10 protein-coding genes are annotated in these 16,684 nt (G+C 39.3%); all 10 read right to left on the minus strand.

Translation table 11 applies throughout. From position 1 onward, the window contains the following. Nucleotides 1-3 precede the first annotated feature (3 nt). The 10 genes from RS893_RS07755 to RS893_RS07800 all read right to left on the minus strand — a co-directional run bounded on the left by RS893_RS07755 (nt 4) and on the right by RS893_RS07800 (nt 16,495). Nucleotides 4-1,323, minus strand: a complete 1,320-nt coding sequence (locus tag RS893_RS07755; RefSeq protein WP_315790623.1) for a photosystem II assembly protein — start codon at nt 1,321-1,323, stop codon at nt 4-6. Further along, nucleotides 1,316-2,242 (minus strand): SPL family radical SAM protein, encoded by a 927-nt coding sequence (locus RS893_RS07760; protein WP_315790624.1) that lies wholly within the window; start codon nt 2,240-2,242, stop codon nt 1,316-1,318. Before RS893_RS07760 ends, RS893_RS07755 begins: the two co-directional genes overlap by 8 nt. 87 nt (nt 2,243-2,329) lie before the next feature. Continuing rightward, nucleotides 2,330-4,501 carry a tetratricopeptide repeat protein gene (locus RS893_RS07765; RefSeq protein ID WP_315790626.1) on the minus strand — a complete coding sequence of 724 codons (2,172 nt, stop codon included), beginning with the start codon at nt 4,499-4,501 and terminating at the stop codon, nt 2,330-2,332. A gap of 341 nt (nt 4,502-4,842) precedes the next feature. Then, the gene (locus RS893_RS07770) at nt 4,843-6,165 is read right to left on the minus strand and encodes a tetratricopeptide repeat-containing serine protease family protein (protein ID WP_315790627.1); all 1,323 of its coding nucleotides are present in this window, start codon (nt 6,163-6,165) and stop codon (nt 4,843-4,845) included. Continuing rightward, nucleotides 6,162-6,947 carry a serine protease gene (locus tag RS893_RS07775; protein ID WP_315790628.1) on the minus strand — a complete coding sequence of 262 codons (786 nt, stop codon included), beginning with the start codon at nt 6,945-6,947 and terminating at the stop codon, nt 6,162-6,164. The genes RS893_RS07770 and RS893_RS07775 overlap by 4 nt, the downstream gene beginning before the upstream one ends. A 13-nt stretch (nt 6,948-6,960) precedes the next feature. Next, nucleotides 6,961-7,560 carry a COP23 domain-containing protein gene (locus tag RS893_RS07780; RefSeq protein ID WP_315790629.1) on the minus strand — a complete coding sequence of 200 codons (600 nt, stop codon included), beginning with the start codon at nt 7,558-7,560 and terminating at the stop codon, nt 6,961-6,963. 247 nt (nt 7,561-7,807) lie between these two features. Beyond that, nucleotides 7,808-8,890, minus strand: coding sequence for a photosystem II q(b) protein (gene psbA, locus RS893_RS07785; RefSeq protein WP_315790630.1), 1,083 nt, complete (start codon nt 8,888-8,890; stop codon nt 7,808-7,810). A 1,677-nt stretch (nt 8,891-10,567) separates the two neighbouring features. After that, nucleotides 10,568-11,650 (minus strand): photosystem II q(b) protein, encoded by a 1,083-nt coding sequence (psbA, locus tag RS893_RS07790; RefSeq protein ID WP_315790631.1) that lies wholly within the window; start codon nt 11,648-11,650, stop codon nt 10,568-10,570. Nucleotides 11,651-11,954: 304 nt separating this feature from the next. After that, nucleotides 11,955-13,454, minus strand: coding sequence for an MBOAT family protein (locus RS893_RS07795; RefSeq protein ID WP_315790632.1), 1,500 nt, complete (start codon nt 13,452-13,454; stop codon nt 11,955-11,957). A gap of 74 nt (nt 13,455-13,528) precedes the next feature. Further along, nucleotides 13,529-16,495 (minus strand): DUF1574 family protein, encoded by a 2,967-nt coding sequence (locus RS893_RS07800; RefSeq protein WP_315790633.1) that lies wholly within the window; start codon nt 16,493-16,495, stop codon nt 13,529-13,531. Between the last annotated feature and the right edge of the window lie 189 nt (nt 16,496-16,684).

Below are 16,684 nucleotides of genomic sequence, written 5' to 3' on the forward strand. Positions count from 1 at the left end.
ATTTTATTTTTTTGCTAGGATTACATAATCATCTAATTTATAATTAGAATTGTGTCTTTGATCAAAATATTTTTGGATTAGAGAAGTCATATAAAGTTGTTTAGGCAATTTCTCATCAGCAAACTTTGCAAATTCAATTGCAGAACAAGGTCTTCTTGAATCTCTTGATGTTAAATATCTATACCAGACTAAATCTAAATCTAGGTCTGAAACAAACTGATTAACTATATACTTTTCTTGAGATATGTCTTCTGTGCGAGGCATATCGTAAAATTTAAATAATTTTTTATCTTGTATTATTAGTATTACATAACCATTTATTTTAATACTTCTATTAATAATTTTATTATATATAGAATTTGCTTGTTGCTTTTTATTACTCTCTAAAAAGAAACAGTGAGAAATAATAATAAAATCAAAAAAATTTTCTGGAAGATTACTTGATTGAGAGTTAAAGTTAAAGATGTCATCAGTGACAAATCTGAAGTAAGCATTAATCAAACTTTTTCGAGACTCTATATATCGCCGCCAAAACTGAAGTCCTCGATACTGAAACGCATCTTGTTTTTCTAGAGAATAGTAAGATATGTGCATCTGTGGAATCTGCAAGAAACCAATACTACTTTGTAGAAATAAAGCTAGACCATAGGCAACAGTTCCTGGCCCTGCTGCAATATCAAGAATATTAATATTTTTAGAAAGCAAACCAGCTTCGTAAACAAGAAACCAAGCTAAATAAAGACAATATACATTTTCTAAAAAATATTTCATGAAATAGACGTGGGGAGTCAGACTAAAAGCATAACTAGGATCTTGCCCAATTTTTAGATTATTAATATCTTTTAAGGCATCTTCTAGCTTCAGCTTCAACTGCTTTTCTGGAATTTTACTCAATTCATCTTGTAGATAGGCGATTAAATTTTCTTCTATATCATTAAATATGTCTTGGTCAATTCCAGTACATTGCAATTTTGTTTGGTCATGATATTTCAAATTAAATTTTTTATATACAGACTCAATAAATTCTTGTTTTGGAACTAATACCTGCCTATTTTGTGGTTGAGTAAGAAAATCTAAATTTCTATTTTCTAATTCTTGTAAGGTATCATTGAGATTATTTTTTAGAGTTTTTACCTCTTGCTTGTATTGCTGTGAAGAAATTTCTAATTGCAGCTTATCTCTAAACAGTTTTTCTAACCAAGATAATCTTGCCCCTGATTTTTGAATTTCTTGCAATAGCTGCATAGCTTGTCGAGTGTTACCTCGACGGATTGCCAACTTGAACTGCTGACTGCGCCACCAGTTAGCGATAATTCTACTCATAACCAAATCCGTCTTTACCTTCCTTGATTTCTTGTTCTGGAAGTCGAGAAACTAACTTTTGCTTGAATGTTATATAGCTTACTTTCTCGTTATCATACCACCAAGCGTATTTACGCTTAATTTCTTCAGCTTCTTGCCTAGTTGATGCCACTAAAGAATTATTCTGACTGGGGTGAAAATCCTGAATGACAATTCTATCTACAAATCTTAATTGCTCAATAAAAATATCTTCTTCATCTGGAAAAGTTGGCAGTAAAGGAGTGATTGTCACAGAAATTTTAGGAATAAAACCTTTGAATTGATCAATATTTAGCTTGATGTTTTTGAGTGCATTTAACCTAGCTTTTATACTGGGCGATCGCGGTTCAAAATCTCTCCTCACTAATTCACTACCAGTGGGAATACTCATATTGATTCGCAATCGTTGAAATCGTTGTAAATAATCAATATCTCTAGTAATAATTGGACTGCGAGTTTGAATTACTAAAGTAGGAGTGGGATAAAAATCAAGCATTACCCCTAGTAAATTACGAGTCAACTGATATTTCGATTCAAGAGGCTGATAAGGATCTGTAACACTGCTCATATAAATCTTAGGAGATTTTTGAGGATTTTTTCGATACCAACTTTCTAATTCTTTCTCTAATATTAGTGATGCATTTTCTTTAAAAATTACCCATTTTCCCCAATCTAAACGCATTTTTGTATTAGGGCTAAATGCAGCAGCATAGCAATAACTACATCCATATTGACAGCCTCTATAAGGATTTAAAGTAAAGTCATAAGCAGCAATAAAACCAGTGGCTTTTGTCAGCAGAGATTTAGAATTTTGAGCATAGATATTGATATCTCCAAATTTTTCTTTGACTAATTTTGTGGGAGTAAGCTCACAATATCCTTGATATTGGGATTTTGCCATGTTGAAATTTGATAATAAGTAGTTGTATAGAGATATGAATTATCATATCTCTACATCTTTTATAGCCAGGGTTATTTGAGATGACAATTACCTAATTTTAGGATTTGCTAGTAGTTTTTGCGTATCTGCTATTAGTCTGTTACCCCAGAGTTGTTGTTTAATAAACTTAATATCACCCCATCTATTATCTAAACGCAAAGCTGCTTGGGCCATTGCTAAACCCTGGTCTTGCTGTCCTTTATTGTATAAAGCTACTGCTAGAGCCAGCTGAGATTCTGGACTGGTATTGTTAATATTTATTGCCCTTTGAAACTGACGTATAGCTCCTTCAACATCTCCCAATTCATATTTAACTAACCCCAGGTTGTTAATAGCTGGTGATAATTTTGCGTCCAGAGAAAGTGCTTTTTCGTAAGCTGCAATTGCCCTACGATAGTCTTTTTGGTAGTGAAAAGACAAACCCCTAAATCCATAGGCAACAGCATTTTTAGGATCTAACTGCAATGCTTGATTTATATCTGCATTCGCAGCTTGAGTATTGCCTAAAACCAAATTAGTTAAACCCCGATAAGCGTAAGCTACACTAGGACTGACATTACCCCATTGACTATTAGCTTTAATTGCTCGATCATAAGAATTTCGGGCTTCTGTATATTTTCCTAACTCTCTAAATATATCTCCTTGGGCAACCCAAGCTACTGAAAATTTGGGATTAATTTGGGTTGCTTTGGTTATATCTGCCAATGCACTCTGTTTATTTCCTTGCAGATAATAACCACCACCCCGGTAGAAGTAAGCATTAGCATCATTTGGGTTACGGGCGATCGCTTGGTTAAATGGTTCGATCAGCACTTGCTGAGATGCGGATGCTGGGTTTTCTACAAATTTGATTGCGTTTTGGACTTCTTGGTATAAAAATGAATTTCCTTCTTTTTGAATTAAATCACTTGCTTTCTGCAAATCTGCCAATGCACCTGGTTTGTCTCCCCAAAGAAAACCACGTACAACCCCCCGCAATTGATAAGTGCTAAAAAAGTTGGGATCTAATTTCAGCGCTTGATCAAAATCAGCATTAGCCCCTTTTCGATCTCCTAAGCCAGCGCGGGAATAACCCCGGACAGCGTAGGCGTGGGCAAAACCAGGTTCTTGGTCAATAAATTTGTTGATATCAGCGATCGCTCCTTGGTAATCTGGTAAAAATGCACGAGCGCTACCCCTAGCAAGATAAGCAAAACCTAAATTAGGATTCAGGCGCACAGCTTCTTCACCATCCCTCACCGCCCCTGGTATATCTTTCTCTGTGAGACGAATTGCACACCGCATGGCGTAAGCAAACCCATTTTTAGGATTGAGTTGTATTACTTTGTTCAAGTCTGAAGTCGCTGATTGTAAATTTCCGATCAAAAAGTAAGCATTACTCCGGCGGAAGTAAGCATCAGGGTTATTAGGACTAATTTTCAGGGCTTGATTGTAGTCTGCGATCGCGCCTTGGTAATCTTTTCTTTGGGCTTTTGCTCCTCCCAAACTAATATAGTCTTCGGCACTCCGTTGTCTTGTGGCAGTTTGGGAACCCGTCGCGATTGGCTGGGAATTTCTTCTAGTTGCCAAAAAAGTGTTAATCGGAATTCCCAATCGCAAACTTGCTACCAGCGCCCCGTCCTTACGTACCTCTGTATCAGCCCGTCCATTAATACCTACCACACGCCCTTGTTCATCTAACACCGGGCCACCACTCATACCTGGAATCGCCTCGTTGTTGTAAACCAGAGTATATCCATCTTTGCCCTCTTTGAGGCGACTACGGACATTCCCATCTGTAAATTGATAACTACGTTCTTTGGTGATACCAGGTAAAGCATCAGCCCAACCCACCACGTACACCGTCATTCCTTCCCGGACTTGGTCGGAGTTGCCAATATTAGCAATTCGGTAATTTTTATTACTATTAAACTGTAAGACAGCTAAGTCTAATCCAGGTAACTCTTGACTGCGGTACACAGGATATTTACTACCATCGGGGGTTTGAATCTCATATCTGCCATCATTCACCACTACATGACGATTAGTGAGTACGTAGTAAGTTTCGCCCTTACGATCAAAAATTACTCCCGAACCCACACCATCTCCACTAATCAAAACAGTAAAATCTTTTGCTAAATCGCTGACTTGAGCAGGTGTTAACGCCACACTGACTTGAGGCTGCATGATTGTGAGAGTTGCGCCTACTAGTGTTGCTGAAAGATGACGAGTAAATTTCATTTTTAACCTCTGTCTAAATATAGTTTTGTCTAAATTAGTACGTATTATTAACTAAATAATAGTAATATTAACTAACTGATTTCTAAAATAAATTTACTTAAGTTGTTAATAGCTAATAGTAACTAACAATTAGCAATCACCACTCAGCCACAAACGGAAAGTCTATCTGTGTCCATCTGTGTGCATCTGTGTTCGATAAAAACATAAACTTTGTCACAGCTTTAATTCACATCCAAGGTAAGTTTGTAATCACAACTTTATTCTTCATTTAAGATTTTGCGATCGCCACAACTTTGTAATCAGCGATCACTCACAATCTTGTCAACCTACTTCTACCATCACTAAATCCCTTGCAGTCGTTTGATCTCACTCACTGACTTTTGATAACTATCTTCATCTCCCTGTTGCTTAGATAAAGTGGCAGCCTTTTGAAAATCTGCTAATGCTCCTTGTTTATCTCCCGAAATTTTGCGGGCAATAGCTCGTACCATGTAAGCTCTGGGATTATCAGGAAGTAGTTTAATTGACCAATCAAAATCTGCTAATGCTCCTTGTTGGTATTTCAAGAAAAAGCGGCCTCCGCCCCTGATAATGTAACCATAACCAGAGTCGGGGTCGAAGCGAATGGCTTGATTGCCATCAGCGTTTGCACCTTTAAAATCTCCAAGTTGTAAGCGCAGATGACCTCGAAAAGCATAAGCAAAGGAATTTTTGGGACTAAGGCGAATTACCTGATTAAAGTCCTCTAAAGCAGCTTGGTAATTTTTTTGTTTACTATAAGCTACACCTCTTTGATAAAAAGCATCAGAATTGTTGGGACTAAGCTGGAGGGCTTGATTGTAATCGCTAATCGCTCCTTGGTAATCTCCCCGCTTAGCCTTTGCCCCTCCTAAACTAATCAAACCTTCTGCTGTGATTTTTCGTGATGTAACTGGTGTTGTTATGGAAGTTGCCACGCCAGTAGCTGGTTTTTGTGGCGTATTTGCAGAGGGTGAATTTTTTCTCGCTGCCAAAAAGGTATTTACGGGAATCCCTAAGCGCAAACTTGCTACCAAGGTTCCATCTTTGCGTACTTCTGTATCAGCACGCCCATTAATCCCCACGACCCGGCCTTGTTCATCTAAAACCGGACCGCCACTCATGCCTGGTATGGCCTCGTTGTTATAAACTAAACCATAGCCATCTTCTGATTTTTGCAGCCGTGTGCGAATTTTTCCTTCGGTAAATTGATAGGTACGTTCTGAAGTAATGCCTGGTAAAGCATCAGCCCAACCTACTACATACACTGTCATTCCTTCCTGAATTTGGTCGGAGTTACCTAAATTAGCAACACGGTAATTTTTATTACTATTAAACTGTACGATCGCTAAATCTAAACCTGGCAATTCTTGACTGCGGTAAACTGGATAGCGGCTGTTATCAGGTGTTTGAATCTCGTATCTGCCATCGTTTGCCACCACATGCTGATTGGTCAGTACGTAGTAAGTATCTCCTTTGCGGTCAAAAATTATCCCTGAACCAACACCATCCCCACCAATCAGCACAGTAAATTCTTTGGCTAAGTTGCTAACTTGCGTAGCAGTTAGTCCCAAAGCAACTTGAGGTTGTACCACCACCACAGTTGCACCCATCAGCACAGCTGGAAGATAACGACCAAAATTCATGGTTTAACCTCTGCCTGAAAATTGCAATCAGAAGATGATACTAGGTCTACAAATGTCTTAATCGGAATGCCCCAGCTATATTGGTGCATTTGTTGTCGCAGTTCTGGTTCTGGTTCAGTTCCATCTTGATAAACATAGGGGTCGCCCCAAAGCGGTTCGGCGTGCATTCCATTAATTGCTACTACCTTGCCGACGTGGTTTAGTAATGGGCCTCCACTCATCCCCTTTTGAATATCATTGGTATAGCCGACTTTGTAACCGCCTTCTAAGGCTTTGTCTAAGATAAGGGACACTTCACCAGTTTTGCACACAAACCCGATATCCCGATCGCCTTCTTCATCAAAAGGAAAGCCAGCTGCAAAAACTTTATTGCCTTTAGTTAAACTTGAGCGAAAATCCAGGGATGCAACAGTATATTTAGTGCGATCGCTGCGAAACTGCAATCGAGCTAAATCATTGCCGCGATCGCTCATTCTTTGCAAAGTGGCTGCATATACTTTGTCATCATAGGTTTGGATCTGGTAGGGGGCTTTACCAGACCTCAGTACGTGGGCATTAGTTAACACTGTATACACAGAACCTTTTGTATGAATCAGAATCCCTGATCCCAAAAAGTCTTTTGACAAGACTTTGACTGTGATTAACTTGGCCTGTTTTTGCAACTGCTGTGTTGAACACTGACTTAAAGGTTGTTCAACTGAACTGACAGTCGGTGCTACTAATACTGACGAGATTGATAAACTGCCAATACAGGTAGCTAATATGATTTTGCGCCAATCCATTTTGGTTAATTGCTTAACATTGCCAAGCTGGTTTTCCTACTGGGCAAAATTCACCTGATTTGGAACTTTCTGCCTCATTTATCCATTTTTGGACATCTACATAAGCTGTATCATCTCCAGCAGTAACCACAGCATTATGATTGTTGTTACTGCTAAAACCACTAAGATCTATACTGACCCCACCACTTCCACCCCGATAATCGAGTAGTCTTTGTAAAGTTTCGCGGGGATTGCGATCGGGCTTGAGAGTAACTAGGACACCATTTGCAAGACAAGGCCCATTTTTCTCACTAGCTACACACAAAACGGGTTGACTCCTCAGCTTGCCTGCTCTGAGAAAATTCAAAGTTCCGTTGTCATAAAATCTTTGGAATCTGCTAGATATTTCTTCACAGCGCTTTTCTGGAGTCCAAGGCGGTGGAAAAGCTTCGTCAACCCAACGAATTATGGGAATATTTCCCCGTGATGTGCGAACAAGTGTTGCCGGTACACCCCTACTCATACCGCAAAAAAACTTGCTAGTCTGAGCATGGCTAGGCTGAGTAATAGTTGCTGTAGAACTGAGTGTAAGAGCAGCAATACTCAAAATTTGAGTAAATACACTAAGTTTCATTTTTATTCTCACTTCCTAGAAAGGATGAAAATTAGATTCAATAAACGGCGGTAATATATTAATCTTCAGTATATCTCCTGAAAATTATCGATAATTATGAAATATTAATAAAAACTATATAATTTCGTAGTGAGCGATTTATCGCTCTCCCCAAATTGATATGCTGTTGATAACTGATAACTAATAACTGTAAAAAAGCGCTCCCATTGAGAGAGCGCTTTTTATCATTCACAAGAAGCTAACTTAACTATCCATGAATTGCAGGAGCGTTCATTGCTACAGGTACAGCTTCACCACTTGCCAAGTCTAATGGGAAGTTGTGAGCATTACGCTCGTGCATCACTTCCATACCCAGGTTGGCACGGTTGAGTATATCTGCCCAGGTGTTAACTATACGACCGTGGGAGTCAAGAATTGATTGGTTAAAGTTGAACCCATTCAAGTTAAACGCCATTGTGCTGATGCCCAAAGCCGTGAACCAAATACAAACTACGGGCCAAGCTGCTAAGAAGAAGTGCAAAGAACGAGAGTTGTTAAAGCTGGCATACTGCCAAATTAAGCGTCCAAAGTAACCATGAGCAGCCACAATATTGTAGGTTTCCTGCTCTTGACCAAACTTGTATCCATAGTTGACGGATTCATTCTCTGTGGTTTCCCTCACCAAGGAGGAAGTCACCAAAGAACCGTGCATCGCACAGAAGAGCGAACCACCAAACACCCCAGCCACACCAAGTTGATGGAAGGGATGCATGAGAATGTTATGTTCCGCTTGGAACACAAGCATGAAATTAAATGTACCACTGATGCCTAGAGGCATTCCGTCAGAGAAACTGCCTTGCCCAATTGGGTAAATTAAAAAGACAGAGGTAGCAGCAGCTACAGGAGCAGAATAAGCAACGCAGATCCAAGGACGCATACCCAAGCGATAGCTGAGTTCCCATTGCCGTCCCATCCAGCAGAAAATACCGATGAGGAAATGGAAAACAATTAGCTCGTAGGGACCGCCATTATAGAGCCATTCATCAAGAGAAGATGCTTCCCAAATAGGGTAAAAGTGCAAACCGATCGCATTAGATGTAGGTACAATGGCGCCAGAAATTATGTTGTTGCCATATAACAAAGAACCAGAAACAGGTTCACGAATACCGTCAATATCGACAGGTGGTGCTGCAATGAAGGCAATAATAAAGCAGATAGTTGCTGTCAACAGCGTTGGAATCATCAAAACGCCGAACCAGCCAACGTAAAGTCTGTTATTAGTGCTGGTAATCCACTCACAGAACCTATCCCAGAGGCTACCACTTTCGCCTCTTGTTAAAGTTGTGGTCATGGCTGTTTTGTTTCAAAATTCAATGAATGTACAGATGACAAATTTCTCATTTTTTTAATTGAGAAATTTGCGATTTTTACGGTTATTTACTAAAATTTTCCCCTAAATAACTGGAATGCCCTAATTCAAGATTGAAATCTGTTTTGGTCGCAGTTTACATTTTCATGAAACACAAGGTTTTAGCAACCAGCGAACGTGATTACCAAAACAATTGTATTGCAGTCAAATCCAAACTGCCCTCAGTTTCTTAATAATCTCTACTTAGGGAGATAGCCAGATCAAAGGAGAAAATTTTCCTGGTCTTACGATCTGGTTGTACATTAAATTTTTGTATTTATCAATCTATTTTTGTTAACTTTTATAACTCTTTTGCAGCGCTCAATTTGTTTGTCTTTTAGTTTAAAAAACTTAAATAAAAATGCAAGTGATACTCTATTTTTATCAAAAAACATCTAAATAATCAAGCTATCTAAATATGATTAAAAATATTTAAATCTAACCAAAATCAAGCGAACGCCTGTAGATATATCAATCCTGTTATGACATTCTCTTCTATTTTATCGAGTTCTCGGTTTTGCTTAATAATTATCACTTTTAGTTTCTATTAAAATAAACCTTTAAGTTGATTTGAGGTAGCAAATTTAAGATTTTGCACCAGCTTTTGGCTCTGCCAAGAAATAATTTAAAGCTTACTAAATATACATTTGAATTTGTTAAAAGTAACAAACAACAAAGAAATAATGTGTGTGACTAATTTTACCTAATGATTGAAAAGTACAGAGATACCCTATGGTCGTTGTTGCACACCCTTTCCCCGAACTCTCGAAAAGGATTAGGGAAGGGTGTTAATCTACATCAGATAAAAAGGCTGTAGTTGAGATTTTTAGCTTTGCTGCTAGTTGTTTGAATGCGATCGCATAGAGGTGTAAGTAGAGGAAAAACTCACCCACCCTACATCCAGTCTCAAGGGTCAAACTTAGTGCGTAAGTCCAACCAATACTAAGCTTTACCCTTCTGCTTTCTACTTACTTCTGCCAAAATGCCAGATGATGTTCAACTACTCCTGTTAGTCTTACTGCTTTTTGTAGAAGGAATTAATAGGTAAATTCGAGGGCATCTTATGAAATTTGCAAGTGATGATCGCGGTAGCGGCAGATAAGCATAAGAAAATAGATTTTCAAAAAAGTCTATAGTTATTTTCTTACTGTTAATTAAAAATAAAAATAGATTTTCATAGACAGATATTTTTAGCTAGTCTCGACAGAGTACCCACATCTCACCCAACATGGGGAACATGGGATAAGTGTTAAATATCAATAATCGCTTTTATTTTCGTTGTCTAGGTTACAACCCTTAATTGATACAACTAGTTTTGAAATGTTTTATGACTTACGATACCTACGAATTCTTAGCGTTCTTGGCGACTACCCTTCGGGAAGCTGCTGAGTCGCAAAGCGACACGCTGTGCGACGCGTCTACGATAAATAAAGCTTTTTGACAACTTTTGTGTAAGTCCTGTGTTTGAAGCGATCGCAACGCTTTTGACTATGTGGGAATTACAGAATGAGTAGAAGAGTTTTCACAAACTTACATACATAAAAAAAGCGCTTCCTATAGGAAGCGCTTTTCTTATTTTCTAGAGACGCGATATACAGCGCCTCTTTGTGATTTTGAAGATTAACCGTTGATCGCAGGAGCGGTTAGAGCGACAGGAGCAGCTTCAGCAGCAGCCAAGTCGAGGGGGAAGTTGTGAGCGTTACGCTCGTGCATAACTTCCATACCCAGGTTAGCGCGGTTGATGATGTCTGCCCAGGTGTTAATGACGCGACCTTGAGAGTCAATCACTGACTGGTTGAAGTTGAAACCATTCAGATTGAACGCCATTGTGCTGATACCCAGCGCGGTGAACCAGATTCCGACTACAGGCCAAGCAGCCAAGAAGAAGTGCAAGCTGCGAGAGTTGTTGAAGGAAGCGTATTGGAAGATAAGCCTTCCGAAGTAACCGTGAGCAGCTACGATGTTGTAGGTTTCTTCCTCTTGACCAAACTTGTAACCGTAGTTTTGAGACTCGGTTTCGGTTGTTTCACGAACTAAGGAAGAAGTTACCAAAGAACCGTGCATTGCACAGAACAAGGAGCCACCGAATACACCTGCTACACCTAACTGGTGGAAGGGGTGCATTAAGATGTTATGTTCGGCTTGGAACACGATCATGAAGTTGAAGGTTCCCGAGATACCCAAGGGCATACCGTCAGAGAAGGAACCTTGACCCAAGGGGTAGATCAAGAATACTGCGGTAGCAGATGCCAAAGGAGCAGAGTAAGCTACGCAGATCCAGGGACGCATACCTAAGCGGTAAGACAATTCCCACTGACGGCCCATGTAGCAGAAGCAGCCAATCAGGAAGTGGAAAATTACCAACTGGTAAGGACCACCGTTGTACAACCACTCATCTAAGGATGCTGCTTCCCAAATTGGGTAGAAGTGTAAACCGATGGCGTTAGAAGAAGGTACTACTGCACCGGAGATAATGTTGTTGCCATAAATTAAGGAACCTGCTACTGGCTCACGGATTCCATCGATGTCTACGGGGGGTGCGGCGATGAAGGCGATGATGAAGCAGGTGGTTGCAGCCAACAGTGTTGGAATCATCAATACGCCGAACCAACCGATGTATAGGCGGTTTTCAGTGCTTGTGATCCAATCACAGAACCGTTCCCATACGCTGCCGCTTGCGCGTCTTTGTAAGGTTGTAGTCATTGCTCTTATAAGTGCGATGAATTTTTGGAGAATGTATTCAGACAAACATTTAAGTTGCCTGTATTAATAAACTTTACACAAAAATTTATTTATTACAAGCGGTTATCCACTCATTTTTTGTTAATTTTTATGTCTTAATATTGCTTAATATTTTGTGTTTTAACTTAATTAAATTTTGTAAACACTTTAGTCCCATAAATCACTGTTATTCAAAATTTATAATTAACTCAAAAAATCAAAAAACAGACAAAAAACAGATAATATCTGCTCTTTTTACTTCTATGCTTTTTATTTCTATATTTTGCTAAAAATCAAAGTAAATATATGGTAAACTTCCTTCTGGAGCTAGTATCCAGACAGCGTAAAAGCAGGGAAGTACGAACAAGAGTTTGACAGGCCAGTTGAACTGTAACTTTAGTTGACGATGGAAAAAATAAACTAAAGTCATGCAGGTAGCAATTATGCCTAACAGTATTGCTAATTGATATTGACTAATATTGAGGGCTTCCACATAAACTTTTTGAGCAAATTGAGCGTCAGCAGGATAACCCCAAAGGTGTTTAAACACTAAGGAAGAATCTTGGAGATTTGGTAGACGAAACCAAATCCAAGAGGTAAAAACCATTAGTTGTGTAAATAACCAAGCTATCAGTGTACCGAAGGGATTGTGCCAAAAATGTTCTAACTCCTCAAAGCGATCGCTAAAAGCATCAGTAAGTCTGTGTATAACTAAAGCTAAGCCGTGAAACGCACCCCAAATTACAAAACCGAATGCTGCACCATGCCAAATTCCGGCGATTAGCATCACAATCATTAAATTTAAGCAGGTGCGATTTAAACTCTGACGAGAACCACCTAAAGGAAAATAAATATAATTACGCAACCAATCGCCTAGTGTGATGTGCCAGCGTCGCCAAAAATCAGCAATACTGGTGCTGAAATAAGGAAAGTCAAAATTTTCTGGTAGAACCAAACCGAAAAGTAAGGCAGTGCCACGGGCGATATCTACATAACCACTAAAATCTAAATACAACTGAAAACTATAAGCAAATATTGCCAACCATAAATCAGTACTACCTGCCCGTTGCAAATTGCCAAAACACAAATCTACATAAATTCCCAAGTGATCAGCTAAAATACCCTTTTTGACACTTCCTTGAGCAATTAACCAAATACCTTCCGCTAAAAGATTGGCAGTAGGAAACCGTAAGTAAGCAAATTGATTAGTGAGATTGTGGAAGCGAGTAATGGGACCAGAAATCAATTTAGCAAAGAATAATTTGTATGATGCAAATTGAATAAATTGATTACTAGCAGGCGCGCCACGATAAACATCAACTAAATAGGAAATACACTCAAATGTAAAAAATGAGATTCCTAGCGGTGCAATTAATTTTAAAGATTCAACTACTGAACTTGTAGAAGTTTGATAAATAAAGTTATATAAAGGTGATATATATTTAAAACCTAAAAGTAGCAAAACATTGATACTAATACCCAACCATAATAATTTTAAACGCTGACTATTCCAATCAGCTTGAGATAACTGCGATTCTTCATCAAAAAATTGCAGAGCCAAAGAATTTTGATTTGATGAATTATGTTTACCTAGAGCTATTCCTATACGGAAATTACAATAAGTTAGTGCAAGTAAAAGTGGGATATACTGAATTTGCAAAGATGCGTAAAAGGCAATACTAGCAATCAACAGCGTCCACATTCGTAGTTTTTGTTGCGCTATTAACCAGTAAATCAAAAGCACACTCAGCAAAAATATTCCGTATAAAATTGATATGAAATTCATTTATAGACTCAAAAGTTATTAATAATTATTCAGTCCATCAACAACCAACAAATAACAACTAACTAACAACAATCTTACTTAGTTGACCAAGTTGACCAAGGAATCATTGGATCAATTGCCAGTTTTCTGGAAACTTTTTCTGCACCATAAAGATTCAAATGGCTGGGATCAGAAAAGTTTTCATTGGCTTGAGGCCAAATTAAGCTCAAATCCCGATAGATTAAATTGGAATTTTCAGCTAAGCGTAACATATATTGCTGAAAATCTTGTTCATAATTTTTGCGTACTGAATCAAGATATTCTGCACTCAAGGGCATATTCACAAACACTATAGTAATTTTTTTAGTTGCACAAAATTGCAATACTGCTTGAAGAGCAGCGTCTTGCTCACCCCCTAATTGAAAAGATTTATAGTCATTGTCATAGCTACCATTGACCTTAGGGTGTTTTTGATAGTATGTAGCTGGATTAAAACGGATAGGTACTGATAAAAATCCATCAAAATCAACAGCTTGCTCAAAAGCATCCTGTTCTGGATCTACTGCTGTAATTTTTTGATTAACTGCTGATTTACCTTTCACTAAAGGTAAAGACTTCAGTGTTTTGTTCAGTAAACTCTTAAGTTGATCGCGTTGGTTATAGGTAGTAGAAATAGTTGCGAGAGCTTGATTTAACCATTCATTTAATGCTTGAGAATTATTCTCTGTATAAGTTGTGCTTTTAAAGCTTTGCTCCGATAAAATCGGAGCTGAAGTGGTGGTTGAATTCTGAGAATCTTCGTTAGCTCGAGCTTTTTGTAATACTTGTTGGTAACCAGGGGATGCTGCGATCGCTTTAAAGGTGATATCCTCTCTACCGTTGTTAAAAGCACGCGCACCATCAGCCCAAATGATCAATTTTGGCAATTCTGATGGTTGTAGCACTCGACGCAGGATAAAATCGACAACTTGTGCTGTTGCTCCATTAATACCAAAATTAAACACATCAATATTTGAGTAACCCTGAGTTGCCAAAGCTTGAGAAAGTTTGGCAGGATCTACTCCCCTCAAAGCGCGAGAGGAACCAATAATTAATACATCTGGTGGTTTACCGTTTTGAGCAAGACTTTGTTTGTATAGTGCTAGTTGCTCATCTAATTGCCGAGTATTGAAACTTGGCATTGGCGATCGCGCTGCCAATAAAATAGCAGTTGCAGTTGCTTTTCCCCTAGTGATGGATTCTTCTTTTTGGGTGAATCCAGAAGCATTAAACACCTGATTTTTAGATGCAGGGGATGTATTGGTAAAAAAAACAGTTCTTTCCAACTTTTGATTCTGTTCTTCAGCAGAAGATAATTGAGGTGGGGTGCTAGCAATCTTTGGTGTTTCTGGGATGGAGTGAGAAGTTATATAACCCAAAACCCAGTCTGATTGCAGAGTCAGCAAAAACCCCAACAAGCCCCAAACTAAAGCCACCCGCCAGCCATTTTCTTCTACCTGTTGCTCTTGTGACTGTTCCTTTTCAGCAAACAGCTGCGTTGCTAAAAGCCATCTTCTGATTCTTGCACCCCAGTCCTGAGCCACTTCTACAAAAATACTCTGTACATCTTGGCTGGTTAAATCGGGACGTAGCACAGGCTCGTTAGTCTCAGGTGTTAAAAGTTCACCAACATAAGCAGCAGTGGCGGCAAATTCAGGAGTCGGTTCTGGTACTAAACGTTGACGATTGATAAAATCGACTCCATAGTTCCAGAAAGGTTCCTTGTTACCAGCACGACGGCCATAAACTCGTACGCCTGCAATTCCTGCTATTTTTAACTGCCTGACAAACTGAGTAACTTTATTTGCTACCCGTTTGCGTGACGGACACATAAGTGCTTCGCACATGATGTGTAGTAAATCGCCTTTACGTAACAAGAGGACGCGAGTACCACCTGTTTTGAGGCGAATATCTAACTCAGGATTGAGCAAGCGCTCAAGTAAAAAAATGATAGCAGGTTCATCTCCAGCTGATGATAATTCTAACGCTGATACTGCTAAATCTGGGTGTTCTGTTGCAGGTAAAGATTGCCAATCAATCCAAGCGGGTTCGCGATTAGTTGTTTTGTGTCCGTAAACTGTGGCGGCGAGAATTCCTTGGGGAGCAAGGGCTTGAAGTTGAGGCATAATTGCCTGTAAGCATTGGATTTTATCGGGAATTTGCTCAGTTGCCTTAGGGTTAGCAGGACTGCAAAATATATGCAGCGTTGATTCTTTGAGAGTTGCTGTGACTTTGATTGCCAGATCAGACAGCCTTTCATTTAAAATTCTGGCGATCGCTTGTAAATCTCCCCAACGCGCCCATTCTTTCAGCATGATTTCTGGAGGTGTCAGATCCACTCTTAGCATCCAGTCAAAATCTGTTTCGCCCTCAACTTGTGTGGCGATCACTGCATCTTGATAACCAGCAAGCTTGAGACTACGTAACTTCTGGGCTACAGGTTCTGCAATTAATGATGGATCGGGAGTATAGCTAGACTGACAGTAAATCAACAAGCGATTTTGATGGTTGGGATTTTCGAGAGTGGCTTCTTGCTTTTTGGCTTTGACTTCTACCCCGATGCCAAAGGTACTCAGACTTTCACTCAAATAGCGAGCGATCGCATCTGGATCGCCTTTACGTGCCAAACTTTCATTAGAAAGAATTAGCGCCCCACCCGTGCGACTAGATTTTTCCGCATCTGCGATTAAGGCTTGTTCTACCTGTTGTAGATGCAGATGCAACTGGTTTAAGAAAACCTGATGACACCACTGCGGGCGAATTTCCCCCTTTTTCCTACCGTAGACGAAAACTTGGTATATTGAAGGTTGTTCATTTTGAGTTAGAGCATCCAAGTCAGTATGCTGTAGCGCGTGCAGCAAATCCATAAGAGTACGCCAACGTTGGGGACACTCTGGACTTTCACAAAGAATGTGTAGCTCATTTCCCCGCAATCGGACTTTCACACCTAAAGAGCTGATTCCTGTTGCTTGGCTTACCCATTGTATTAAGGACTGTTGACTAACTGGTAATGCTATTTTCATGAAAAGGTGAGATTGTGGATCGGGGACTGGGGATAAAATCTTCGGTTTAGTTAAGGGTTAGAGGGTAAGGGGTAAGGGAGACTGTTTCCTTTAACCTTTCCCCTTTCCCCTTTACCCTCTCATTAACTCCTAATCACTTGTAAACTAGAACCATAGAATTATCCACCATAAAGTTTTTAACGCTTTTGT

Source organism: Fischerella sp. JS2 (assembly GCF_032393985.1).
Taxonomy (GTDB): domain Bacteria; phylum Cyanobacteriota; class Cyanobacteriia; order Cyanobacteriales; family Nostocaceae; genus Fischerella.

What these genes read in the sequence shown, in the direction of transcription:
- RS893_RS07800 (WP_315790633.1), bottom strand. Translation starts at nt 16,495, where the DNA reads ATGAAAATAGCATTACCAGTTAGTCAACAGTCCTTAATACAATGGGTA.
- psbA (WP_315790630.1), bottom strand. Translation starts at nt 8,890, where the DNA reads ATGACCACAACTTTAACAAGAGGCGAAAGTGGTAGCCTCTGGGATAGG.
- RS893_RS07775 (WP_315790628.1), bottom strand. Translation starts at nt 6,947, where the DNA reads ATGGATTGGCGCAAAATCATATTAGCTACCTGTATTGGCAGTTTATCA.
- RS893_RS07755 (WP_315790623.1), bottom strand. Translation starts at nt 1,323, where the DNA reads ATGAGTAGAATTATCGCTAACTGGTGGCGCAGTCAGCAGTTCAAGTTG.
- RS893_RS07765 (WP_315790626.1), bottom strand. Translation starts at nt 4,501, where the DNA reads ATGAAATTTACTCGTCATCTTTCAGCAACACTAGTAGGCGCAACTCTC.
- RS893_RS07795 (WP_315790632.1), bottom strand. Translation starts at nt 13,454, where the DNA reads ATGAATTTCATATCAATTTTATACGGAATATTTTTGCTGAGTGTGCTT.
- RS893_RS07780 (WP_315790629.1), bottom strand. Translation starts at nt 7,560, where the DNA reads ATGAAACTTAGTGTATTTACTCAAATTTTGAGTATTGCTGCTCTTACA.
- RS893_RS07770 (WP_315790627.1), bottom strand. Translation starts at nt 6,165, where the DNA reads ATGAATTTTGGTCGTTATCTTCCAGCTGTGCTGATGGGTGCAACTGTG.
- psbA (WP_315790631.1), bottom strand. Translation starts at nt 11,650, where the DNA reads ATGACTACAACCTTACAAAGACGCGCAAGCGGCAGCGTATGGGAACGG.
- RS893_RS07760 (WP_315790624.1), bottom strand. Translation starts at nt 2,242, where the DNA reads ATGGCAAAATCCCAATATCAAGGATATTGTGAGCTTACTCCCACAAAA.